Annotated in this window: 16 protein-coding genes; 3 read left to right on the forward strand and 13 right to left on the reverse strand. The window is 39.6% G+C overall.

Going from position 1 to position 26,333, the window contains the following annotated elements; translation table 11 throughout:
• Positions 1-29: 29 nt before the first annotated feature.
• The 4 genes from B2X72_RS21205 to B2X72_RS21220 form a co-directional block, all read right to left on the reverse strand.
• A complete protein-coding gene (locus B2X72_RS21205) occupies positions 30-2,327 on the reverse strand; it encodes a GH92 family glycosyl hydrolase (protein ID WP_286851396.1) in 2,298 nt (765 codons plus the stop codon).
• A 10-nt stretch (positions 2,328-2,337) separates the two neighbouring features.
• Positions 2,338-3,060 (reverse strand): basic secretory protein-like protein, encoded by a 723-nt coding sequence (locus B2X72_RS21210; protein ID WP_075990750.1) that lies wholly within the window; start codon positions 3,058-3,060, stop codon positions 2,338-2,340.
• Between the two features lie 10 nt (positions 3,061-3,070).
• Positions 3,071-5,419 carry a GH92 family glycosyl hydrolase gene (locus B2X72_RS21215; protein ID WP_286851398.1) on the reverse strand — a complete coding sequence of 783 codons (2,349 nt, stop codon included), beginning with the start codon at positions 5,417-5,419 and terminating at the stop codon, positions 3,071-3,073.
• Positions 5,420-5,567: 148 nt separating this feature from the next.
• Positions 5,568-6,554 carry a LacI family DNA-binding transcriptional regulator gene (locus tag B2X72_RS21220; protein WP_286851399.1) on the reverse strand — a complete coding sequence of 329 codons (987 nt, stop codon included), beginning with the start codon at positions 6,552-6,554 and terminating at the stop codon, positions 5,568-5,570.
• Positions 6,555-6,940: 386 nt separating this feature from the next.
• Between B2X72_RS21220 and B2X72_RS21225 the strand changes: the two genes are divergently transcribed.
• On the forward strand, positions 6,941-8,374 hold the full coding sequence (locus B2X72_RS21225; RefSeq protein WP_286851401.1) for an arylsulfatase: 1,434 nt from the start codon (positions 6,941-6,943) through the stop codon (positions 8,372-8,374).
• Between the two features lie 208 nt (positions 8,375-8,582).
• On the opposite strand, the gene B2X72_RS21230 is transcribed toward B2X72_RS21225, so the two are convergent.
• The 9 genes from B2X72_RS21230 to B2X72_RS21270 form a co-directional block, all read right to left on the reverse strand.
• Positions 8,583-11,060, reverse strand: a complete 2,478-nt coding sequence (locus B2X72_RS21230) for a phosphocholine-specific phospholipase C (RefSeq protein WP_286851403.1) — start codon at positions 11,058-11,060, stop codon at positions 8,583-8,585.
• 141 nt (positions 11,061-11,201) lie between these two features.
• Complete coding sequence (locus tag B2X72_RS21235) at positions 11,202-12,725, reverse strand: SusD/RagB family nutrient-binding outer membrane lipoprotein (protein ID WP_286851405.1); 1,524 nt, start codon at positions 12,723-12,725, stop codon at positions 11,202-11,204.
• Between the two features lie 22 nt (positions 12,726-12,747).
• Positions 12,748-16,095, reverse strand: a complete 3,348-nt coding sequence (locus tag B2X72_RS21240; RefSeq protein ID WP_286851407.1) for a SusC/RagA family TonB-linked outer membrane protein — start codon at positions 16,093-16,095, stop codon at positions 12,748-12,750.
• A 3-nt stretch (positions 16,096-16,098) separates the two neighbouring features.
• Positions 16,099-17,055: a FecR family protein gene (locus B2X72_RS21245; protein WP_145327308.1), complete on the reverse strand. Its 957-nt coding sequence runs from the start codon at positions 17,053-17,055 to the stop codon at positions 16,099-16,101.
• 56 nt (positions 17,056-17,111) lie between these two features.
• Positions 17,112-17,666, reverse strand: coding sequence for an RNA polymerase sigma factor (locus tag B2X72_RS21250; protein WP_112374012.1), 555 nt, complete (start codon positions 17,664-17,666; stop codon positions 17,112-17,114).
• Between the two features lie 303 nt (positions 17,667-17,969).
• Positions 17,970-19,553 carry a DUF3843 family protein gene (locus B2X72_RS21255; protein WP_145327310.1) on the reverse strand — a complete coding sequence of 528 codons (1,584 nt, stop codon included), beginning with the start codon at positions 19,551-19,553 and terminating at the stop codon, positions 17,970-17,972.
• Positions 19,554-19,822: 269 nt separating this feature from the next.
• On the reverse strand, positions 19,823-20,623 hold the full coding sequence (locus B2X72_RS21260; RefSeq protein ID WP_286851410.1) for a tyrosine-protein phosphatase: 801 nt from the start codon (positions 20,621-20,623) through the stop codon (positions 19,823-19,825).
• 177 nt (positions 20,624-20,800) lie between these two features.
• The gene (locus tag B2X72_RS21265) at positions 20,801-22,774 is read right to left on the reverse strand and encodes a hypothetical protein (protein ID WP_286851411.1); all 1,974 of its coding nucleotides are present in this window, start codon (positions 22,772-22,774) and stop codon (positions 20,801-20,803) included.
• 89 nt (positions 22,775-22,863) lie between these two features.
• Positions 22,864-23,568: a hypothetical protein gene (locus B2X72_RS21270; protein ID WP_145327313.1), complete on the reverse strand. Its 705-nt coding sequence runs from the start codon at positions 23,566-23,568 to the stop codon at positions 22,864-22,866.
• Positions 23,569-24,058: 490 nt separating this feature from the next.
• Between B2X72_RS21270 and B2X72_RS21275 the strand changes: the two genes are divergently transcribed.
• Positions 24,059-25,663: a DNA/RNA non-specific endonuclease gene (locus B2X72_RS21275; protein WP_145327315.1), complete on the forward strand. Its 1,605-nt coding sequence runs from the start codon at positions 24,059-24,061 to the stop codon at positions 25,661-25,663.
• Positions 25,664-25,727: 64 nt separating this feature from the next.
• Positions 25,728-26,333: HAD family hydrolase (locus B2X72_RS21280; protein WP_286851413.1), on the forward strand; the 606-nt coding region annotated here is incomplete at its 3' end.

Consider the following 26,333-nt stretch of genomic DNA (forward strand, 5'->3'; position numbering starts at 1 on the left):
TTTTCTTTTTATGTCTTGACCTATCGTTACTATTTTTTGTTCGGTTTATTGCTCATCTCGAAGATTAATTCACCGCCATTTATAATGCTGCTATAGGGTAATAGAAGATCAGCCAATTTCTGCCCATTTAAAGACACGGATTTAACGTAAACATTCTTCTCAGACTGGTTACGGGCAACTATAGAAAGACTGCGTCCGTTTTCAAGATTAATTTTTGCCGATTTTACCAAAGGACTGCCAATCCAATAGTTATCTTCCCCAGGTGCCACCGGATAGAAGCCTAATGCAGTAAATAAATACCAAGCAGACATTTGTCCACAGTCATCATTTCCCCCTAAACCCGCATGACCATTATGATACTGATTCCGTATGATTTGTCTTACACGCGCCTGAGTTTTCCAGGGACTCTTGGTTATATTGTACAAGTATGCCACATGATGGGAAGGTTCATTTCCGTGCACGTAATTTCCGATAATGCCATCTCGGGTAATATCCTCCGTATGTTCAAAATATTTATCCGGTAATTCCATTGTAAACAGAGAATCCAAATAAGACGCTAAACGTTTTTTGCCTCCCATTAATGCCATCATTTCAGTAGGTTGATGCGGTACATACAGGCTGTAATTCCATGAATTACCTTCAATAAATCCTTGCCCATGTGTATCCAAAACATCGAATTTCTCCTGAAATTTACCCGCTGAATTCTTCGGACGCATAAATCCAATAGCGGAATCATAGAGTGATTTCCAACTTTCAGCCCTTTTGGAAAAGGTCGTGTAAATATCCTCTTTTCCCAATTTTTTCGCTAATTGCGCGATACACCAATCGTCATACGCATATTCCAATGTATTAGAAACAGATGTTCCCGATACATCTGCAGGAACATATCCTTTATCTATGTAAGCCCCAATCCCCTCGTACTGACGTGTATTTGCTGTTTGCACACAAGCTGCTAACGCAGCTTCCGCATCACCTTTGTAAACGCCTTTGAGGATAGCATCAACAATAACCGATACGGAATGATAGCCACTCATACACCAGTTATCATTTGCATAATGCGACCAGATCGGCAACATTTTCAATACACTCTGATCATAATGAGCCATCATGGATGCCACAATATCTGCATTACGAGAGGGGTTTATTAGATTCAACAGCGGATGAAAGGCCCTAAAGGTATCCCACAATGAAAATGAGGTGTAATTCGTAAAGCCTTCAGCGCGGTGCACCTCCTGGTCCAACCCTTTATACTCACCATTGCTGTCCATATACACCGTCGGCATTAAGCTTGCATGGTACATAGCTGTATAAAAATTAACAAGGTCTTCCTTGTTCAACATTTCAGCTTCTATCTTATGCAACTCCTTTTCCCAGGCGTTCTGCCCTTGCTTAACGTAACCGTCAAAATTCCAGTCCGGAGCCTCAGCCTCCATATTGGCCAAAGCATTCTTCATGCTTACTGGACTTAAAGCTACTTTCAGAAGGATGGCCTCTTGTTCTTTTGTATCAAAATCCAGGTGAAGCTTAATATTGTGCGCTGCGAGATCAGGGAAATTGTTTTGTTGATCAAACTTACGCCAAAAACCATTATAGACAGATTTTCCATCCTCATATTTGGCGCCGTAATTCTTAAAAGCTTTTGATGTCTTTATCGCAAAGTATACGGTGCGGGTTCTTGACCAACCGTTTGTCTGGCGGTAGCCTACCAGGGTTGAATCGTTCAAGACCTTGACCACGGTCCAAACATTCTTGCCGTCATAATTATAGATCCCAGCAGTTAAGTCTACAATAAGATGTGAAGCATTCGATTCTTTGAACGTATAACGGTGCAGTCCTACACGTGTTGTTGTTGTTAATTCAGCTTTAATCTGATGTTTATCCAGTAAAACACTGTAATAGTTGGCCTCAGCCCGTTCGTTGGCATGCGAATATGGTGATCGATAACCATCTTGTGGTCGATCAGCTGTACCCGGGTTTAATTGGACTTTTCCTTGTGTCGGCATGATCTGTATATCACCAAGATCGGAGTGACCTGTACCGCTAAAATGCGTATGACTAAACCCGACAATCGTTGGATCATCATACTGATAACCAGCACAATATTTATAAACATCACCGTTATACCGCCCATTGACAGCATACGATAATGTATCCGTATCAGGGCTTAATTGTATAGCACCAAATGGAACTGTCGCCCCCGGAAAAGTATGCCCCATTTTCGCCGTACCGATGAGCGGTTTGACATACTGAACTAATTTCGTTTCTTGTGCCTTTAATAGATATGGGACACTAAATAATCCCAAAAAGATTAAACTTCTGATATTCATCGCTTATGAATTATAGTTTGGGATTTTGGCTATAATCGGCCCACAGCTCATCAATAGTTTTACCCGTCTCCACTTTCCAAAAAGCATCACTATAGCTTTTGCTACGCATCGCCGCATCCAATTTTTTGACAAAATCCTTCTTTACATGTAGATTGATCCAGTACAAAAAGCGCGCTGTAATACGGTAAGAATCTGTGTATTTCTGCTTTTCGTTATATTCTGGCAGCTTCCAATTTGCTCCAGCATTATCTATTCCATCATCAAATCGCACAAAATCGGCTATCCCCTCGGTAATCCACCAAGGGCCCGCCCCATCGGGGTATGCTTGGACAATATGCATTACCTCATGGGTAACCACATCAATATCGCCCGGATTTTTGGCAAACCAAGCTGGACTGTAACGGACAATCCCGCCCGCTGTCGCTGCCACACCTTTATAGTCCGGATCAATAACGAAAGACACCTTTTTAATGGTCTTTTTATTATATTTCTTGGCTAGTTTAGGATAGTTTGTAAAATATGCCGCCACCAACCTTTCTTTTAAAGGAGCACTAAAATCTTTGTCTTTATTTATCCAAATCAGGGTGTACCCACCTTTACTGATACTATCAACATCCACAGCCAATTTTCGGTCGTTTTCTGTATGTTTCCAGTTGTCCTGCGCGAAAAGTGAACAAGAGTATGCCAAACCAAATACGGTAACAACTACTTTTAAGTTTTTAAAGTTTATCATAACCCAATGATTATTTCTTTTTGTTCGATTTCAACTTGATATTTGTTTGCAAATCCGTTGTCATTGAATAAGGCACTGAATTTTTGGACGATCCCCTTGTATAATTGGGTTTTGCCGCCATGTCAAAATTAAGTGTGCCACCTTCATGCAATGCTTTGTGACTTAACCAGTTTTTACCATAATCCTTACCATTCATTTGCAATGTGTTTACATATACATTTTCAGCTGAGTTCTTTGGTGCATCAATAGTCAATGTCTTACCATTTTCAAATGTTAAGGTCGCTTTTTTAAATAATGGAGCTCCGAGCACATATTCATCCGTCGCCGGACAAACAGGATAGAATCCAAGCGCTGAAAAAACATACCATGCAGAGGTTTGACCATTATCTTCATCACCGCAATAGCCATCAGGTGTAGGCTTATACATTCGGTCCATCACTTGACGCACCCAATATTGTGTTTTCCAAGGTTGGCCAGCATAATTGTACAAATATGGCATATGCTGAATTGGCTGATTACCATGTGCATATTGCCCCATATTCGCAACTTGCATTTCACGTATTTCATGGATAATACCACCATAATAGCTATCGTCGAAATCTGGAGACTGAACAAACACCGAATCCAACATGCTCACAAAAGTCTTTTCTCCTCCCATCAGATCGATCAGCCCCTGAACATCGTGAAATACGCTCCACGAATAATGCCAGCTATTGCCTTCTGTGAATGCGTCACCCCATTTCAATGGATTAAAAGGGGCCTGGAATTTTCCATCTTTATTCTTTCCACGCATAAGATTGGTCGATGGATCAAATAAATTCTTATAGTTCTGTGCACGCTTAGCATACAAATCAATTTCAGCCTTCGGACGGTTCAATGCTTTTGCCAATTGGTAGATCGTGAAATCGTCATAGGCATATTCCAATGTACGTGCTGCATTTTCATTGATTTTAACATCATATGGCACGTAACCCAAACTATTGTAATATTCAACGCCTTTTCTTCCTACCGCACTCATTGGTCCTTCGTTATTAGCACCGTGTTGTAAGGCTTCGTATAACTTATTGATATCATAACCGCGCAATCCCTTCATATAAGCATCCGAAACCACCGAAGCAGAGTTATTACCCACCATGATATCAGCATACCCCGGACTGCTCCATTCAGGAAGAAAGCCTCCTTCTAAATAGGCATTGAGAAGACCTTCCTGCATTTCCTTATTAATGGAAGGATACATAAAATTTAAGAATGGGTACAACGCCCTAAAAGTGTCCCAAAAACCTGTTCCTCCAAATAAATAACCAGGAAGTGTTTTTCCATTATATGGACTGTAATGTACAGCCTTTCCTTGCGCATCAATTTCATATAACTTGTTCGGGAAAAATAAAGTCCGATACATGGTCGAATAAAACGTGCGCAGCTGATCGATATCATCACCTTCTACTTTAATTTTCCCTAAGGTCGAATTCCAGATCTGACGTCCGTCTTCTTTTATTTGATCGAAAGATTTGTTACCTAACTCATTTAAGTTTAATAAGGCTTGTTCGGCACTGATAAAGGAAGACGCTACTTTCACCTGCACCGGTTTCGTTTTGTCTTTTACCTTAAACCCGACGATTGCACCAGTGTGATCACCTTTGATCTGAAGTTGTCCATCCTTCTTCTCTTTGTCTTCCCAAGTAGCAACACTTGCAAAAGGTTGATCAAAAACCAAAACAAAATAATTCTTGAAATTAGCTGGCAGTGGACCGCGTGCATATTTCGAAGAATAGCCAATTATCATATTTTTTTCTGGAATAATCTGAACTTCAGATCCCTTTTCATAAGCATCCAAAACAATATAAGCATCGTCTGTTTTATTAAACGAGATCCTAAACATGGCTGCGCGTTCTGTTGGTGTCATCTCTGCAGTCACATCGTGATCTGCTAGATAAACCGAATAATAATACGGTTTTACAATCTCCGCTTTATGCGAAAACCAGCTCGCACGCTCATCTTGATCAAATACAGGCTTTCCAGTTACAGGCATGATAGAAAAAACACCGTAATCATTCATCCAGGGTGATGGCTGGTGAGTCTGTTTTAAACCACGAATCTTATCAGCGGTATATTGATACTGCCATCCATCGCCATTTTTCCCTGTTTGTGGTGTCCACATATTCATTCCCCAAGGTCTCGCAATCGAGGGATAGGTGTTACCATTGGACAACTCAAATTTGGATTCGGTACCCATTAATGGATTAACAAGATCGACAGCTTCTAGCTGCTGTCCTCTAAATTTCTGAGCCAAAACCGGTTTTGCGTAAAACAAACCCAAAGACAATAACGACCCTAGAAAAACACTTAAAGATTTCTTCATTATTTAGGATATATAAAAATATTTCTACTAAAACGTATTAGTAAAGATATAAAAAAGAATATTAAATCAAAATAAAGTCCTAGAATTGGACAAACACGTCTTATGATTTTTACAATTCAATTTCTATATATTCATTTGCTGTCCCATTTTAGCGTCGCATCAATTTCGTTGAGATGATATATTCTCTTGGTGTGGATATCCCCTGATCTATTTCCTTTAACAAAACTTTTACACAAGTTTTAGCCAGAGCTTCCAATGGTTGTTGAATACAGGAAATCTTAGGATTCAAAATATCAAATAATTCATGGTCATCAAAAGAAAACATCGGAAAATTATAGCTATTCTCAGGTGCCGACCGTAATACCTTCAATCCGAGAATACAAAGATAATTTGTGGTAAAAAATAGACCATCTAAGCCTATCTGCTTAGCTGCCCAATTTTTCAACATACGTGAACCTTTCTGCTTCAGGTGCTGATAAGGTAATTGCAGTATGCGAGATTCCATTCCGTATGTGTCACAAAACTCCAAATAAGCACGCTTACGCGCCAGCATTTGTGGCTGATCTGAATCAATCGTTACCAAGCCAAAATTTCGACAACCAATAGATTTCAAATGATCGCAGGCATTTTTCCCACTATCCTCGTTGTTTATATGTACATAATGGGTTTCTACTCTTGGCGAATTTCTATCAAAAACGACCAACGGAACCTTATGTTCCAATATTTTGCGCTGATATTCTTCCAGATCTACTGTCGGAGCCAAAATAATACCCTCCACTTTCTTTTCCAACATCGAATCGATGATATCGCGTGCATTTTGCGAATCTCCAAGCGTACTACTGTAGAGGACATGATAATTTTTCTTTCGGAACAATTCCTCTACATACAATGCAAATGGACCAAAAAAAGAATCCCCAATATTCTCTACAATTAGACCAATAGTATTTGACCGTCCCGTTGCTAAACTCTTAGCGAGTGCATTGGGTTTATAGCCAACTTTTTCAACGTATGCAAGTACGCGGCTTTCCAATTCCTTGCTAATGCGTGCTCGCTCGGCTTTGTGATTGATGACTAACGAAACAGTTGATTTAGACACATTGAGTTCCTGTGCTATTTCTTTAATTGATTTGGCCATAAGAGCATTTTCATAAAATTAGGGTGAAATTAGAAAATAAATATGAACATATCGGAGATTACAATTGATAGCACACACTAAATTATTACACAATCGTATGCGCGAGAGTCAAAAAAGGCTTAGATTGACAATGAAGACTGTTTAACTAATACTTTTATGCCTCGATAAATAACGACCGATATGGCCTAAAAGGTATTTTTGCTTAGATTTAAACTTCATTTTTCATGAATAGCAAATGTCTATTACAAATAGATGTATAAAAAAGGAATACAAACCATTATTGATAACCATCAGAATTTCTTAAAAGATTAAGATGACCATTATCTAAATTAGTGGCCTATCCTAACCAACAAAGAGATTTGATTTGACGAATGAACTAGATGCAAATGAAAACACCTTTTATGTTATCTTTTCTGATGATGTTAACAGCCATGGCCGTAGCGCAAGAGAAAGACAAAAGACCCAATATCATACTTATTATGGCAGATGATCTTGGTTATGGAGACCTTGGTGTATACGGTCAGCAAAAAATTGCAACGAGGCATATCGATTCATTGGCTGCTAAAGGAATGAAATTTGACAACTTCTACGCTGGTACATCGGTGTGCGCTCCCTCGCGATCATCTTTAATGACAGGACAGCATACTGGCCACACCTATGTAAGGGGTAACAAAGAAATTGAGCCCGAAGGACAACAACCGCTAGCCGACTCTGTACAAACTTTCGCTATGCTTCTACAACAAGCAGGATATACAACCGGTGCGTTTGGCAAATGGGGACTTGGCATGGTCCATACAACAGGTGCTCCTGATCAAAAAGGATTCGATGAATTCTATGGCTATAACTGCCAACGTCAATCCCATCGCTACTACCCAACTCACCTCTGGCATAATAACGAAAGGATAGAACTCCACGGCAATGGTTTAATGGCCCAAGGACAGTATGCTCCAGCATTAATTCAAGAAAAGACCTTGAAATTTATTGATGAAAATAAAGAAAAACCTTTTTTCCTTTATGTACCTACAGTTCTTCCTCACGCCGAATTATCGGGTCCGGATGACAAATATTATCAATTATATGCAGACAGGTTTGATGAAAAACCACATAAAGGAAATGACTATGGCCCACAAGCGACTGTTTCCGGTTACGCTTCGGTAGAAAAACCGCATGCCATGTATGCGAGTATGGTAAGCCGTATGGATGCTTATGTCGGTCAAATTGTTGATCGTTTACGCGAAAACAAGCTATTGGATAATACAATTATCATTTTTACAAGCGACAACGGATCGCACAAAGAAGGCGGAGCCGATCCCAATTTTTTCAATAGCTCTGGCGGGTTACGCGGCAACAAACGCGACCTCTATGAAGGTGGCATCAAGACCCCTTTCATTGTTTATTGGCATGGTAAAGTTGCGGAAGGAAAAACCTCAAACTACCTGGGTGCTTTTTGGGATATTATGCCGACGATGGTCGAGCTTGCCGGGACAAAAAAACCGCATTATACAGACGGAATTTCATTTTTACCAACGCTGCTAGGTAAAAACAAGCAACAAAAACAGCACCAATACCTGTACTGGGAATTTCATGAAGATGGGGGTCGTCAAGCCCTGCGCCAAGGAGATTGGAAACTTATCTTACAAAAAGTGACAAGTAGCCAACCTACAGCCGAACTATATAATCTCAAACAAGATCCAAAAGAACAACACAATATTGCCCAGGAAAACCCAACGAAAGTAAAAGAATTACGTCAGCTGATTGAAAAAGCGCATGTCGAAAGTGATATTTTCCCATTAACAAGTGTAAATATGCACATAAAATAAGGTTTGGGGAGTAGCAAACTGAGCGTTATTTTCCCCAAAAAACATTAAAATTCCGGAAAGTATAGCAACAGGAAAAAGATACCAAGAAATAGAAATGATTGACTTCCGATAGAGGCACACAAAAGATCCTAGTCCAACGAAGAACTAGGATCGCATAGTTAAAGAATTACCGCCAACAGATGCCACTTATCGATGAATCGTTTGCTTATTATCCTAACTGAGGATCAGTTTTCGAATGGTTACCCGTTTCTACGCGACCAGCGAACTGACGTATAAATTTGGTTCCCTCCACGTGCAGCGTCACATCATACCAACCATGGGTTTTATGAGATTCCACAATCCACTTCGTAGATTTCCCTGCCGCAAGTACAATAGATTTCGTCCAGGTGCTGTAAGCATTATCTTCTACATGTACATGAAATGATTTTTCCCCTTTGTTATGGATCTCCAGTACAAGATTACCCGTCAAAAGACCTTTCTTCCCGATTTCATAGGTCGCTCCAACAGATAAGGGTTCCTCCTGTCCTTTAAATCCGCGCATAAAACCATTAGGTCCGTACACAGTCAAATCGTAAAGGTGATCTTTAAAGTCCGCCAAGTTCCAGTCAAAGCTTAGTTCCTGACCAGCGACAACTGCAAATGGCCAAAATTTCACTCCGTCTTTATAACTCGGGCCACTATAGACATTAAATGGGCTATTTAGCGATTTACTACCAAATACCTTATTGCCAACTTCTAGTGTCAGGTGAATCTGATTGTGTTCCTTAGCAAAAGAGTCTTTGACATAAAGCTCGTAAGCCAACGCGCTGGAGTTTTTCTGACCTTTCTCCTGTCTTGCCAGTAAAGTGGAATGACCTTTAGACCGCAATCCTGCGGCATCCTCTTTCGACCAAACATGAAAATTATTAGGTAGCGGTTTCGATTTCGCTTGATCAATCGCATAAATCTGCTGATTCCGATCAAGGAAAGGCAAATCAACAGCATTCGCTCCCTCAGCTTTCCGAAATATCGATGTCAAATCACCTGTAATGGCCCGGCGCCAAGAGCTGATATTCTCCTCTTTTACCTGCTTGCCCAACTTTTTTTCAAAGAAATGCTCCATAAACTGAATCGTCGATGTGATATCGCAAATCTCCGAATTGACCCAACCGCCTTTTGACCAAGGTGACGCCACAATCAAAGGTACGCGGTAACCGAGCCCCACTGGGCCTTCCGTTGCATTATCTTTTTCTTCACCGTCGGCAAGCTCCTGTGCTAAACTCACATATTCACCGCTATAATCCAATTCCGGAGAGGTCTTTCCTGAATGGCTATCTGCTGGATTAGGTGCTACAAAAGGAGGAATATGGTCAAAATAACCATCATTTTCATCATAGTTCAGAATAAAAATGGTTTTCTTCCAGACTTCTGGATTCTCTGTCAGAATATTCAAAAGCTCCGATACATACCAAGCTCCATACATAGGGGCGCTCGGGTGATCTGAGAAGCTTTGTGGTGCTACAAGCCAAGACACTGCGGGTAACTTTCCAGATTTCACATCATGTCTAAATTGGTGTAAAACATCCCCCTTAGGAACTCTAATCTTTTCACCCTCATGTGTCACGACGCTTGTCTCACGGTAGAAAGAATCACCCTCATTCGTCTGAAAAGCGCGTTCATGCAAGGCACGCTGTTCTTTAGGAAGCTGCTGAAAAGCATGATCCGTAAGACGTGCCAAATGTTTTTGATAGCTATTCAGCTGCTCCTGCTTCTGCTTGAGTTTATTCTGTGTTTTTTGTACACTCTCGGTATTATTATTCGCTAGTGCTTTTTCAAGTTCTTGAATCTCCGCTGGTAATTCAGCAATACGTTTACGCATAAAATCAAGATGGCTTTTCTTGAATTCAATATGATATTGTGCAAACCATTCCAAATTGTTGTCTGTAAAATTTCCCAACAGATCCTCACCGTTTAAGCCACTTTCTATGCTGACTTCATTTTGGTAGACTTTCCAGGAGATCCCTGCTTCTTCCAAGCGTTCCGGAAAAGTCTTCCAATGTGCCCAACGGTTAAAATAGATATCTGAATTCCGCACCAATGGCTTCGCCCCTTTATGCGGCACACAGGTTCCCGTCCAAAAGAAATGCCTATTGGTGGTTGTCCCCGTAATAGACGAACAGAAGTGCTGGTCACAAATGGTAAAGGCATCAGCTAACGCATAATAGAAAGGAATATCCTCCCGTGTATAATAACCCATTGTTAGCGGAATTTCTTTCAAGACCTTTCCTCCTGGACGCTTCGCTTCAATCCAGTTATCGTGTTTTCCCTGATTACGGGCTGCCATCTGATTTTCCCAGGAATGTGGTAAATTTCCGGTCCAGGCAGCATTTGAATTTTTGATATCCAGTCGGAACGGCGAATAGGTGTTACCTGCAGCCGACGATTGCAACCATACAGGGTTACCACTAGGCAATTTAATCGCCCGTGGATCATTAAACCCTCGAACCCCACGAAGTGTTCCAAAACTATGATCAAAAGAACGATTCTCTTGCATTAATAATACAATATGCTCGGCATCTAAAAAGGTACTTCCAGTGATCGGTTCAATAGCCAATGCACGTTGTATGGCATCTGGCATAGCACTCTGTAAGCCAAAAACACCAGCTAACAAGGAAGCCTTCTTAATAAAATCTCTTCTGCTATCCATAAATAAATTTGTTATCTCTCTACTAAATTCAATGGTCTAAAGCGAATATATCCATTCGCTGTCGTTTTTAATGTAACGTTTTTAACAAAAATCCCCGCAAACGATTGATCTCATCTACGGGGATTGTTTTTTTCGAAGGACTTATTTCAAAAGCCACATCAATTGGTTGATCTCATCATTGCCTTTATATTGGCGCTGCATTGCCTCGTCCAAATTTGCAGAATTATAATTGTACTCTAATGATGGGTAACGCCACCGCATCGGTATTTTATCCGGTGCGACTGAATTCAAACTTGATGTTGGATTGATTTTCCATTTAGGATAGCCCGTTCTTCTGTAATCATAATATGGAGTCATACGCCCCTGCAAGTAACTGGCTAAATATTTTTGTGTCATAATAGCCTCCAGTTGTGCTTCAAGTACGACCGGAAATTGATTTCCATAAGTTGCTACTGCTGTATTGATGTAGTTGGCATCCAATGGCATATTATGGGTATATTGAGCCGTATTCGGCGTATTATCCGCTATAAATTTCATTGCGGCTTCAATTCCTTTCTTATACCAATTAACGGACGATTCGGCAACCCAGCCCCGTGCGGCAGCTTCAGCTATCACAAAACATAGATGTGCATAACTGTATTGTTGTGTTGGTTCACCACTAACTAGTTCCGTATAACGGTCATTCAATTTAGAATAATCATTTTTCTTCTTTAACTCAGCAATTTCACTAAAGGAAAGAGAAGGATCTGTCCCTATGTACGCGCTAAAATCATTAGACTGTTTGCCGTTTGTGATCTGTAATGCGGAAGGATTCGCATAATAAAACAATCTTCTATCTTGATATTGTTTCAATCGGTCAATAACCTCTGTCGAAACAATAGGATAAATAACAAAGCTATTACTAATCTTATAGAAAGGATAAGTTTGGCTGGCTTTGTCCTCATGAACGACCTGAAAATTATCTGCATTACTACCAAAGATCGGTTTACTGGTCAAGATTGATTTAAAACGATCTTTTATCTTCAGATCGGCATCACTTTCTTTTTTGCTTAATTGAATAAGAACATTTAATGCAAAGCTGTTTACCAATTTGCGCCATTTCGTGATATCTCCAGCGAACAATGGATCACCATCAAATTTTTCACCTTCCGAAAAGAGCTTATCTGCAAGCTCCAACTCGTTCAAAATACCCAGAAAAACATCTTTTTGCGTATCATATTTTGGAAAGTAAACTTTATCCGTTTCCCCTTTTAATGCATCTTTATAGGGAATATCTCCGACACTCATAGTCCCCTCGTAAAACTTCATCGCACGAGCAAAATACATCAAACCATTATAAGAGTTCTTAAGTTTTTCGCTTGTTGCAAACTCTCCCATAAAATGAGCATCGTTGATCGAAGTCATTGAGATATCCCATTCTCCTAAACTATTATATTGATATCCCTCCGTCAACTCCGTCCAAGCGATTTCTTTGGTGAGCATATAAGGCTGCATAAACCCTTTAGTAGAAGGTTGACGTACCAAATTTAAAATTATACGAGTAGCCAACATGGAAGGTTTTACCACGGATGGTGTCTCAGGATTAGTATTGATCTCATCAAACTTGGAACAACTTGTCGACACCGCCAAAGTACCAAGGGCGATATACGTCAATAATCTTTTCATGTTCATATTTGTTTTGTAGTTTTTAAAAAGTTAGGTTAATATTAAAACCAATGTATCGCATCGATGGTGAACTTAAATCCTCAGACCCCACATCTGGATCAGAGAAACGAAACTCTTTCGTCCACAACAATAAGTTTTGCCCAGTCACGCCAACACTTGCACGTTTCGCTTTAAACTTCGAAGCGATCTTATCGGGCATTCGGTAACTAAGCGACAATTCACGAAGTTTAATGAATGTTTCGTCCCAATAATTCCATCGGCCTGAATAGGCTCGTTTGTAATACCCCTCATATGAAACCACTTTATCATTTGGAGCAAATACACGCGTATCCTCTGTAATCTGACCGTATTTATCATAGGTCACACTACCGGAAACAATTTTCACACCCGGAGCGATAAAGGTTTTATTGCCATTAACCACTTCCTCATAACGGTATGGTGTATCTGAATCAGGATGAGAACCTGTCTGCCATAAACGACCATTCATTGTTGAGTAGGACATCCCTTTAATTCGACCATCTAGGCTAAAACCAAATGAGAAGTCTCTATAACGAAACTGATTTGAAAAACCCCAAAACCATTTTGGCGCAGTATATCCTATTAATTGATTGGCATACTGAGCTGAAATTGGCATCCCAGAACTATTTAGTATCATCTGTCCATCCGGAGAACGCTCCCAGTCCTTATATTCGATATAATCGGCCCGCAATCCTTCCTTAACATATAATGCATCTTTTGAATATTGAGGATCCAACTTGTGGAAATAGCGCATGTTCTGAGAAAGGTTCATCGTAATATCCCACTGGAAATTTTCACGCTTAATCGGTGTACCTCCCAATGTGATTTCATGCCCTTTAGTCATCTCCTCCTCCTTTGTATTGATCAAACGCTCCTCAAATCCGGTAGTTTTTGAAATCTTAGCTTTGACAATCTGATTGTGTAATAAGCGATAGTAGCGGGTATAATTACCGTACAACCGATTATTCAATACCGCGAAGTCAAACCCGAACTCGGTCAAATCGCGTTGCGTAGGTGAAATCGAGTAGTCTTTGATAATATTTGGATAAGAGGCTGTTGGTAGGCCATTCCAAACATTGCTTGTTACCGAAAAAGTTGAATTTATCTCATATGGATTCAGTACGGATTTTGTAATCGCCCAAGATCCCCTTACCTTGAACATATCCAACCAAAGAGGTTTTGATGGAAGCAGGTCCGTAACAACAACACTTCCCGAAACTGAAGGATAAAAATAAGAACGATGATCCTTTGTTAACGTTGAAACCCAATCATTACGTCCAGTAGCTTCCAAAAAGATCGCATTTCGCCAAGACAAAGAAAGACGTCCATAAAGCCCATTTCGCATTTCTTTAATACGGGACTCAACCGCTTTCGCCGGATCGATTGAATTCCGTAATGAATAAAATCCTGGAATTGACAAACCGTTAACTGTATTCGCGATCAAATTATTATCCTTGCTGTAGAAAATAGACCCCCCTAATAATCCATCAACTCCCCAGTCGCCAAAATTTTTCTTGGCAGTAAAAATCGCATCGTTCGTAGTCGCAAAGCCATCATAATCGGCTTTCATATACTTCCCTTTACTATCAAAACCACCGAAATCTTCAAATCCGCCCCGTGTTCCATATATTCCGATCGGATTTTGCTGTGTTCTTGACTTGCCATAATAATCATAACCCGATCGCACCATGAATTTCGCCCAATCGTTAACCTTATAATTCAACGTAACAGCGGCATTCACCTTATTGATCAATTCGGGAGTAGTTTTTTCGTGCGCGATCAAGTACGGATTATCATACCACCCTTTATACATCCAGTTTTGAGACTGGTCTTTCACTATCCAATAGTCTTTGTAATCTTTCAAATTATATTCGGGGCCGGTCCACACTAAGATATTATAGATGTATCCTTGATCATTATAGCCGGAACCAAAATTATTAGAGGAAGAACTTCGGTTATACCCAAGCCTAGTCTCTAAGTCAAATTTCTCACTGATCTTTGTTGTTCCTGTCACCGAAATATTTGTCAGGTTCAACTTTTGATTGGGATACTGTCCTTTATTATAAATATGATTAATGGATGTTCTTATGCTTCCATGGTCCCCTTGATTAGTAAAGCTGACAGTATTATTGGTGATAAACCCTGGTTCCAAAAAGTTTTTAAAATTGTCCTTACCCCTTGACGTAAGCTCACTTACTTCATACTGTTTGCTAATTGGATTCCATTGTTCGGCAGTTCGGCCAATATCCAATTTATCCCCCCAGACATAATCATCATTGTTAAATTTTCCGGACTCTCCCGAAGAATAGCTATGCTGCACCTCAGGCAACGCAAGATAGCCTGAAAAGAACATATTATTGGTATTCACCGTAATCTCTGTTCCTTTCTCTGCTAAACCTTTTTTGGTCGTGATCATGATAGCTCCTCCTTGTCCCTTACTTCCATAAAGGGCGGTAGCGGTAGCTCCTTTCAAAACGGTCATATCCTGGATATTGTCAACAGGGACATCCCTTAGGTCCATATTTTCGTAAGCCACGCCATCAATGACCAAAATAGGTGTCAGTCCACGTACTTCGATTTGTGGTGTTTTGTTAAATTCTGTACTATTCATAACGCGTACACCAGAAATACGTCCGGTCAAAGTCGTCCCGACATCTACTCCTTTCACACGCGTCAAATCTTCTCCCTTCACACTTTGAGTTGAATAGCCCAAAGCCCTTTGCTCTCTTTTTATACCCAACGCTGTCACAACAACCTCTTCCAATGCTTCGGAGGATTTGGCTAGTTTAATAGTCCCTGCTTGTGCCGCCAAAATTTCAATACTTTCATACCCTATATAGGAAATTTGAAGGATCGCATCGTCAGCGGTATTTGGCAATTTGAAAACACCATTGCCATCCGTAGTAACAGCAACAGCAGTCCCTTTCACACGTACTGTGACACCAGCGATAGGCTGACCTGTTTCCTGATCGACAACCTTACCCCTAATCTCGTTGGAAACAGCGGAAATCGGCTTATCATTCTTACTTCTAACATCATTATTGGTTCTCTTCGAGACCACATAAAGCTTCTCATCAATTTTCTTGACCTCCAGATTTCCGTCCGAAATGGTCTGAATAAATTGAACAATCTGCTCCTTTTTCAATGTACTCAAATCAGCTAAGTCATTGACTTTTTGATTTGATATCGAAGCGTCATAGCCAAATTTGACATTAAATTTTTGTTCCATTCGTGTGAGGATTTTCCCAATTCCTTCACTGGTAGAAAATTGTGATGCCATGGTCTGAAGTGCAAGCGACTGAAAGAGCAAAGCACTCCCCATAAGTTTTAAATAGTAATTGGTTCTTTTCATAAATTACTTTTTATGGATAATTATTTGATTAAATGCGGTATTAAGCATCGTAAGTGATTTTTCTAGATCACTTGCTGGTAGATAACCTGTATAACTTTCCGTCCGGAAAGAGTCTATCAATTCGAGGTTACTATCCGGATAAAGGTTATTGAGATCGGCGACGATCTGGGTAAGAGGAACTTGATTAAACGATAAAAGATCACTCTTCCAATTTGTTGCACTGGTCGTATCTGCTTTGGATACATCAAATTGCTTTTGTCGCTCATCATAGGCAACTTGCTGCCCAGGTTTCACAATGGAATATTCCTTCCCGCGAGATACACATACGCGGCCATGATTTAATACCAAACGGCTGTGCCCCTGCGAACAGTTTAAGTTAAAGGCTGTGCCCAGCACACGAACATCAAAGTCGCCCGAACTGGCTATCACAAAAGGTTGCTCAGGATTTTTGGCGACTTCAAAAAAGGCTTCGCCTGAAAGTTTGATCCGACGTAAACTGTCTGTATCAAAATCTGACAACAATTCAATCTGTGCTCCCTGTCGCAGAGAAACATGTGTACCATCTGGCAGTACCAGCCTCTTCACAAATTTTGTCGGATTAGAATAATGGACAGTTGCGTAGGCTGCGTTCTTATGCTGCTCCCCAAACTTAAATTGAAATAAGAAAGCAAGACCGATCAACAGTAAACAGGCAGCGGCGGAAATGACAGACCAACGTCTTTTCCAATTAGGTACTACACGCGTCGTCAATGGCGTACCTGTAATCGTAAAGAAGATATCTTCAGAAGTTGTTTTGTTCAGTTCACAATCACGATCATCTAGCGCAACAACCTCCTCCACATCTGGAAGTTCATCCCTGTCACAAGAAGTCAGTAAATCAAGAAATATGGCGTTTTCCTCGGGACTAAGTTCTCCCTTAAGGAATTTTCTATATAAAGCAGCTATTTTGGAATTCATCATCTATGCCCATCTTTAAATACATATACGTACCTCGATGACCAGAAGACGATGCGGCTCTAAAAAATATTTAAAAAAATCAATAGGGCTATTGAAATCTCAAAATGATCAATAATATATTGCCGAACAAACTTGTTGCCTTTAACCAATTGATCACGGACGGTATTAACGGAAATCCCAAGCCTATCTGCAATTTCCTGATTATCCAAAAACTCTTCTTTACTCAAAAGAAAAATCTCGAGTCGCGCTTTCGGGAGTTTTGAAATGGCCTCACGATAAACGCGCTCCAAATCTTTAAACCGAATAGCTTCCTCATTCGAATTGTCTACCAATTTGGTCTGATCGATGTCTGTCGCCTGAAATTGGAATCTGACCTTTTGTTTTCGCAATTCGTCAAAAACAAGATTTCGGGCAATCGTATAGAGGTAAGACTGCGGATTTTTATTCCCATCTAATTCTGCCCATTTTTTCCAAATTCGGGAGAATGTTTCCTGGACTAAATCTGCGGCAGCTGGCTCTTCTTTCAGATGTAAATAAGCATATTTATACACTTTGTCCTTATACAACAAAAAGAAAGTTTTAAAATCCAGGGCATTATTATTTTCAATAGGCATTCTTCATCACATATAATTGATCATACAAGTTTAGTGAGAATTTTTTAAAATATGCCCATGAAATACGTAGGATGTGTGGCATGTAAGCTCAAGCAATATAAGTGGTAACAATTTAATTATAATGAATTTATATTAAATTAACACTAGTATCATGGGGTTTTCGATCAACAAAATAATAGCCAGAAGACCGCGCAATCTTATACAACAAAGAATAGCCTGACTTAAATACATAAAAAAGTTCCATTGCAGGTAGACAATGGAACTTTTTATGTATTCCTATAGTTCTTTAGTCGACTACACAAGTTATTTTAACAACGGAAATGGTCCCAAAAAATAAGTTCCTCGCTTATAGAAACGGAGAAAGAAATCAAGCACCGCATCGTTCACTGGAAAGAAGAACTGCTTATCCACCTCCGCCTTAAATAGATTAACATAGTACTTCGGCAACTCACTTGGGAAGAAATCTTCAACCAAAAGATTCAAAAAATACCGTGCATAAGGTACCTCACTTTGATCATCTTTCTGTACAAAGTTGTTATTCTTTAATGGAAAAAATTCCGCTATACCGCCAAAAACTTCCAAACCCGTTTTTGGATTAAAGAATACCGTAACTTGGGCATCTTCCGTAAGATCCAAATTTGATTCTGGAAGTGGAGATTCTTCTTTGCTCGGGTATTTTTGTTGATACTTCTTAAAGAAATCTGTTGCAAACTCCTTCACTTCTTTTCCTTCCATAAACGCAACAGCCGCCTTATGTTCTGACTGGAACAATTTGCCCATATCTTTCAGCTGCTTTTCCGTTTTCTTCAAGCTCTTATCCTTACCATTCAAGGCCTCAATGCGATAAGTCATCTCATACTGCTCCGGTAAATCAAAATTTACCTCATCGGTATTCACAACGGTCATGATTCCAGAGAGATTCCAAGCATCTTTCCATGGCACAATTTCCATATAGAAAGATAAGGTTTCGGTAGGTTCAACAAATTGCTGTATAGAGTCCTTAAAGATTTTAAATGCTGTCTTTGTACCGATATGTTTTACATGCACATAAAGCTCGTCCGCTTTTACATATTCAAAAAAACTATTAATACGATTACCTAAAGTTTTGACAATACCATATAGCGCATGTTCTTTGCCAACCACCTCAGCTACAAATTCAGATGCCTTCAATGCAAACAGATGCAGTCTGTAATTATTGAAATGGTTATCTCGAACGCGATAGATCATCTGTTGTAACTGATTCTGATCGTGCTGATATCGCCCTATCTCCGCAACTTGCATCAAATGATTGAGATTGGTGTTATATTCACCCGCTGTCAGGTAATTTGTGGCAACAAGCTTTTCAATAAAATTACGGACTTCAAAATAGTTCGCCCCTTCGTCCAGAACATATTCTAGTTTTAACTTTTCATTTTCAGGAGCAACTTCATAATGTTCTTCCAAGATCGAATAGGCCAAATCTGTAACCAATTGGATCAAACGACCACGGGGATCAATAAATAAATGTGGGTTGCGTTCACTGAAAAACAACCAGGTCAATACAGCAATATCTTCACTATTAATATCCTCAGCATAATAATCCGTTAGGTCATTATCATTATAAAAAGGCAAAAGTTGATTGTATAGTTCTGTATGAATCGTTCTAAAAGCAGCAAAAATTCCTGTTTTCGCAATAACGTCTTCTAAATAACACGTTAGATAGATACTCAATGTCTTTAAAGCATTGGTATGGATGAGATCATTTGTCTCTTGCTCCTCAAACCATAGTGTAGATAAACTATCATTGATTTCATTTGCAACGCGTAAGTAATAACTATCTATTTCGTTTGTTTTTTGATAAGTATGGTGTGCTATCCAGTCTTGAATAAAAATTCTGTTTCCTCTCATATGAAAAATGCTAAAACCAAAAGTAGCCAAATTTTCGAAATATCCATACGGGCAAAACACAAACGCGGACGAAAATAATCTACATGAGTTATAGCAAGCACAAACAGCCAAGAACACCTAAATCTCTTGTACAATTTTAGATATGTCCTTACTGTAAAGGAGACTGACTGGACTAAAAGCAGGCGGTATCTGCTACAAGAATAAAAATTGTCACAAAAAAAAGAGATACCTCAAAGGGTATCTCTTTCTCTAATTAATATATTTTGATGCTAGCCTGTAGCAATCACATTCTTATTATTTCCCAAATGATCCTGCAATGTCGGATTCAATATAGTGCATGTTTTGAGTAAATCACGCACAGGATATTTAGCCACTACATCCTCCAGCGCTGCTAAATGCCGCTCGTGGTGCACGTCTGTTCCTACAAAATCATACATCCCAGACTTAATCATTGTCAAAGCTGCAGACTTTACCTCAACACCATAATATCGACTGATCGACAACAAGTTCAGCTGCAACATACAACCCGCATCCTTGATCTGCTTATACATGTTAAAGTTGTAATGATAGTAATTATAACGTTCTGGGTGCGCCAAGATAGGTTGATAACCAAGGTTTTGAATATCCAATATCGTTTGAAATAGCGCTTTGGATTCTTGTAAATAGGACATCTCAATAAGCACATAACCACCGGGCATGACACAGAGTTCATTTGATCCGATGAGATTCACAATGCCGTCATCAATCATATGCTCGGCAGCGGCATGAACTTCGGGTATATTTGGAAGACCTTTTAGACCAGTTAATAGCTTGTCCTTAGCAGCTTCAATCGTACGAATCGAATTTGGATGCACGCCATCCATAATATGCGGTGTACAGATAAATTTCTCGAAGCCCATTCGTCCAAGTCCTTTCAACAATGTCAATGATTGTTCGATAGATTGACTCCCATCATCAATTCCAGGAAGGATATGGTTATGCATATCCACTTCCAAGAAAGCCAGTTTACCGACAACCTTTACTTTTGAATCCTGAGTTTTGTTTCCAAACAGTTTTGAAAATATCCCCATATCGTGATATATAAATCGTTTAGTTATTTTGTTTTCCCTGCGAATAATTAAACATCAAAAGTACGACAAACACAGTAAACGATCTTAATATTATTTTAACATCATAAAATATAACCATAATATTACAAAAGAAAACCAAACAATAGTGCAATAAAATTGTTCAGCAACCTCCTTTAGTTACTTTTTATTTAATTCCGCCAAAATTTGATCGAGTAAATAACTGATCGCACCATCACTGGTCTGCGGCAATCTTGTCGACATTTCAACCTCAGCACGGTTACCAACCACACCTTTGGAAGTAATTGCGGTACTGCCATATTGATTGAGTTGCGCCAGTGTTGTTTCCCATTGTTTATCCGGTGTAACCCCCATTTCCTTTAACATTGTCGGTAGCTTTTGTAGGTCAATAGCTGCTGACATCTTGTTTTGCTTCATCAGTTTTACAAAGTCTTTATTTCCGGGAGCATTCATCTTATTCTGACGGATATCATTTAATGACAAGGAATCATTACTGACCATGACCAGATCTTCTTTCAAAAGAACATACATTGGAAAATCCTTGGCTTTCTGTTTTGAAAACGCATAAATACCATCATGAACCTGTCCAACTTGCTTTGAAACTGCCATTTCTAAGCCTTTTTTTATCAATCGTTGATCTTTTGATGTGAACATCCAAATAAACACCGGAAGTGTTTCTTCCTTCGTCTTTTTCACTTCGGTTGCATTATAATCATCGTCATAGGTGTAATCGATATAATCTTTTTTGAACTTCCGAAGACCATTTACGACGACCAAGTGGTCTCCTGGCATCACCTCGGCAATGGCCTTTTCATCTAGCGCTATTTCGAGAGCCATCAATCCCCATTCCACAACGTCCTGTTGAGGTCCCAATAGACCGCTATAATATTTTGCCATATAGGCAGGCATCTCTCTCAGATAAGCCTCCGAATTAATATTCACATTAAAAAACCCTAGTGTTTTATCCGTTAAATATTTACTGAACTTCGAATTAGGCTTTCGCGCATACATTCTTTTGGTCATCTCAGCAAGGTCCTTATCTAAACCTACAGATCCCTTTAATTTCAGCACATTGCCCTCTTGCACTAAATCCAATACCCCGTCTTGATAACCCGTTTTGAACTTATCCAGTTTGATTCCCATATAATAATAAGGAAGAGAGGTGGTGTAAGGCATAAGACCACGGTACAGATCCTCTACACGAGGAACATATAATCGAATGAGCCCGAGATTCTTTAAAACCTTCTCCTGATCTGCAATTGACAAAGACTTATGACTCCCTGAAACCAAACGGGTAACCTCGTTCAATAACCATTTATCACGTAAGCCGTTACGAATCGAATCGTTTTTCCGATTTTGATCTTCATAGGCCGTATAAAGCGAATCGTAGTAACTTGGATCATGCATTTCTGCCGCGTCAACCGCTGCAGCCGCAGCCGCAGCAATATCAACAACAGGTGGCAGTACTTCTGTAGCACCTACTATCGTATCAGGTTCCGCAGCTATAGCAACCGGTGGCGCCAATCTTTCATCTGCATCCCAGACTACGGCAGCAGAGTCCATTGCCGATACAGTCGTATCTGCCCAAGCATCTTCGTCATCAGCTGGACGCGCGACGTAGTCTACCTTTTTGATTCCATAACGACTAGCAATTGAATCATTGTCCAAAAAGGTGGTATTTGTCGTTGCCGAAACAAATCGAGCGATCCGATCGTTGTATACCAACATACTCCCCGCCTTGAGGCCTATGCTCGTATAGCCATTTGCAAATGCCTTGGGTTCACCCGCCTCATGAAGCAGTTTCTCAAATTGCCCCTTGTTATTCAAGGAAAATATAAATTCCGTAAAACTGATACTATCGGTTTTCCTGGTATAAAAATAGGCTGTCTGGGATAGGTCTACCCCCAAATTTTTAATATCATTGTTCGCTGAAATTCCCGATTTCTCAAAAAAACCAGTCTTCTGGAGTAACTCGTTCAGTTTATTTGCATTTGCTTTCTGCACAATGTCTTTCATATGGAAAGCTGCAATCATTTCTGCATCCTCGGGGATTTGTTTGATCAAGTCCTGCGCCTTTACAGTTGTCCCAAAAGACAAACAGGCTAATCCTAGCAGTATAAATTTTGATTTCATCGTATAATAATTTTTCAGCTACACCGAACCTACTCTATAGAAACGCTTTCAGCAACTAAATGAAGTCCCGGTTTCACCAATGTTATAGGTTATTTTGTTAATGTGATTTTATTTGCCAAGCTCGATTTACCATAGACCAAATCCATAAATGGTAGTTTTAGCAAGACCCCTTTCTTATTCCCGGCAACCTTTGCAAGACTGTTTGCCTGAGATACAACCGGTTTTTCAAAACGTACAATCTGCGTATAGAATGCGTCCGCAAACTGAGTTGTATTATCGTTTCCCAGTTGATTAAATTTTGCTTTCCAGTCAGCAGAAGTCACAAATTTGCGTTCAAATACATGGCTTTGTGCGTTATAATAATAGCGGTTTGAATTCGATATCTTCGTTTTAAACCGATTTGCCAATATATCCGAAAAGGCGTTCAAGGATTCTATCTGGCTGAAATCACAGGAGATATTAACGATATAATTGGTAAAATCTGTGCTGTACTGTACATTAGAAATTCCTTTAGTTTGTTTTAGTAATTGAACAGCAGATCGAATCTCTTTCTCCATGTCCGCTTGAGAAGGTATACGGATGCCTTTAATACTTTTCATTTTCATTAAAGAAGACACCTTGGTTTTACTTTTACTCAAATTTAATGTGGCGGCAATATGTCCGGAACCGTCTGATTTTAAGTCGATCTGCTCAACAAAATCAAAGCAGCTCGATGCCGTCAATACCATGACAACAGCACAGATAATCACATAAAATCTATTCAATTTTCCTTTTACTTTAAATACTTCTTCCATTACAACCTCGTAACGATTAATAATTTGTCAAATCAATATATGTTTTGACATGAACAGCAAACATTGTGCTATTTTTTTCCTATTGACAAATTTATTAGAAACGAGAATATATTTTACTACCTGATTTCAGGGAAAAATGAAGAAAATCAACACCTTCGTATTAATTTTTTCCAAAAGGAATTAAAAGCGTTACCCTAGTACTACACATAATAGCACAACAGCAACCTAAAACAAATGATTTTTAAACCAGTATGGAACACATACTGTTAAATATTTTATCAATTACCTATATTATTGTCTTAACAACTGTTTGAGATCTTTAAATATACTACAAGTGAGATACTATAAAACCGAAATAGTGCCTAAAATATCTATCTAAAGATCAATCCAATACAAACCTTATAACCGGGATTACTAAAAAGATCGCTGTAACTTCTAGTGAACTTAACTATTTTTGCCATCACTTTATCAATATACACTAGCTATTCATATGACGAACACGACCAAAGCGATACCGGATCAAAATATATTCCGGATAGCCTACATTATAATTGCATTGCTTACTTTTAACTCCTGTCAGAAAACGGAAACTAGAATTGACCGAGCGGCGGTGCAATTTACCCCTACTATTGTTGGTCAAATCAACACACAAACGACAGAGATTTCCTGGAATAAAAATGACCAAATCGGTGTATATATGTACAAAGCCGACCAACCTTTGGCAGCAATTTCGCTTATCGACCAGGTCAAAAATTACCCCTTCACTTTTAACGGTTCGGTTTTTCAAAGTAACAGCCCGGTTTTCCTACCGAATGAAAACGTGGACTTTATCGCCTATTATCCTTACAAATCACTGGCAGACTTTCAATATCCCATCAATATAAGTGACCAGTCCAACCCGGCAGCCTTAGACCTGATGTATGCAAACAATGCCAAAAACATCGGTAAAAACAACAATACAGTACCACTTATTTTTGTACGACAACTGAGCAAAGTCAACATTAAGCTATCCATAACCAATACAGCCGCATTGGAAGCCAATCAGATCATCGTAAAAATGCCAGCTATAAGCATCCAAGGAGGATTCGATTTGACAACAGGAAAATTGACTGTTAATTCAACCGAAAAAAAGGATGTGCAAAAAAAGGTATCACTAAATACCAATAAAACCGCCCGTATAGAATTTATGCTACTTCCTGGCGAAGATATCACAGGAAAGGCCATTAAGTTTATTGCCACTAATGGCGATACCTATACCTGGGCAATACCCCAAAATCGGGATTTAAAAAATCTACCAGCCGGAAGCCAATATAGCTTTGATATCAACATTGACAATGGAAAACTAAGTGGCGGGATTGGTGAATCACAAGCTTATCTGGAAATACCCAAAATGAGCAATCTCAGCAGTGATGAGGTATTTATACAACATTTTATGCCCGACGCAAGCGACAGCAGAAATTATGCGATGCTATATGACAAAAAGCTAAAAATGGCATATTGGGTTGCATACCCCTTATACAACAGTATGCTAGGGTCAGGCAACCGTACGGATGCCTGGGGTTACGATCCTGCCGTATCAACAGCATTTCAACCCAATCTATTTAAGGGATTTCAGCCAACAGGGTACGACAGAGGGCACCAATTGCCAAGTGCAGACAGAAATCTCAATATTGCTCAAAATAAAACAACATTTTATTTTACCAACATGACAGCACAGGTTTCACGACTTAACCAAGGTATTTGGGCAAACCTCGAAACGAAAGTCAGAACCTGGACTGCACAGTGTGACACAATGTATGTCGTAACTGGCGCAATACCTAAGACCAGCACTGAAAACAGCCTCGATTTTGCGCAGGACAACGATGGAAAAGATATTGCCAAACCAAAATACTATTTCAAAGCCTTGGCAATGAAAAAAGGAAACGAATATTATACCATTGGTTATAAGATTGACAATGTCATTCCACCTTCAGGAAGCACGTTCGAAAATTATAGGTTAACCGTAAGCGAACTGGAAAAAATAACTGGATTCACTTTTTTCCCCGATCTAAATGATACACAGAAAGGAAATATAAATACCTCCATTTGGAAATAATTAAACTCCATTTAATCTCACTATTCTACCATGGTTCAACCGCAATTTTTACTAGATTTATCAAATGAAACTTATCATATTTGATCTGGACGGAACACTGCTAGATACATTACAAGACCTGGGGGACAGCTGCAATGCTATTCTTGAACAGCATGGATATCCAACGCATCCACTCGTTGCTTATAAGAAATTTGTAGGCAATGGCGTACAGAAACTCATCGAAAGGGCATTGCCCGAAGAAGCACGAACGCCAGAGACGATTACAGTCTTACTTGGAGCTTTTAAAAGCTATTATGAACAAAAACCTGTATCGCATACACGGCCTTACCCGGGAATTGTATCGCAGCTTCAAGAATTGAAGTCTTTAGGTTACCTCATCTCCGTGGCGTCCAATAAATACCACGAGGCAGTCATCCCACTGATGCAACAATACTTCCCCGATATTCCATTTGACCTTGTCCTCGGCCATCGCGCTGGTCATCCAGCCAAACCCGATCCCGCAATCGTCCTAGATAGCCTCGAGACATTAGGTGTCAACAAACAAAATTGCCTGTATGTCGGTGATTCATCGGTCGATATGGATACGGCCAATAATGCCGGGGTAACAGCAATCGGTGTTACCTGGGGCTTTCGCGATGAAGACGAATTGAGACAACATGGGGCAAAATAC

This window comes from Sphingobacterium sp. UBA7253 (assembly GCF_002472745.1).
Classification (GTDB): domain Bacteria; phylum Bacteroidota; class Bacteroidia; order Sphingobacteriales; family Sphingobacteriaceae; genus Sphingobacterium; species Sphingobacterium siyangense.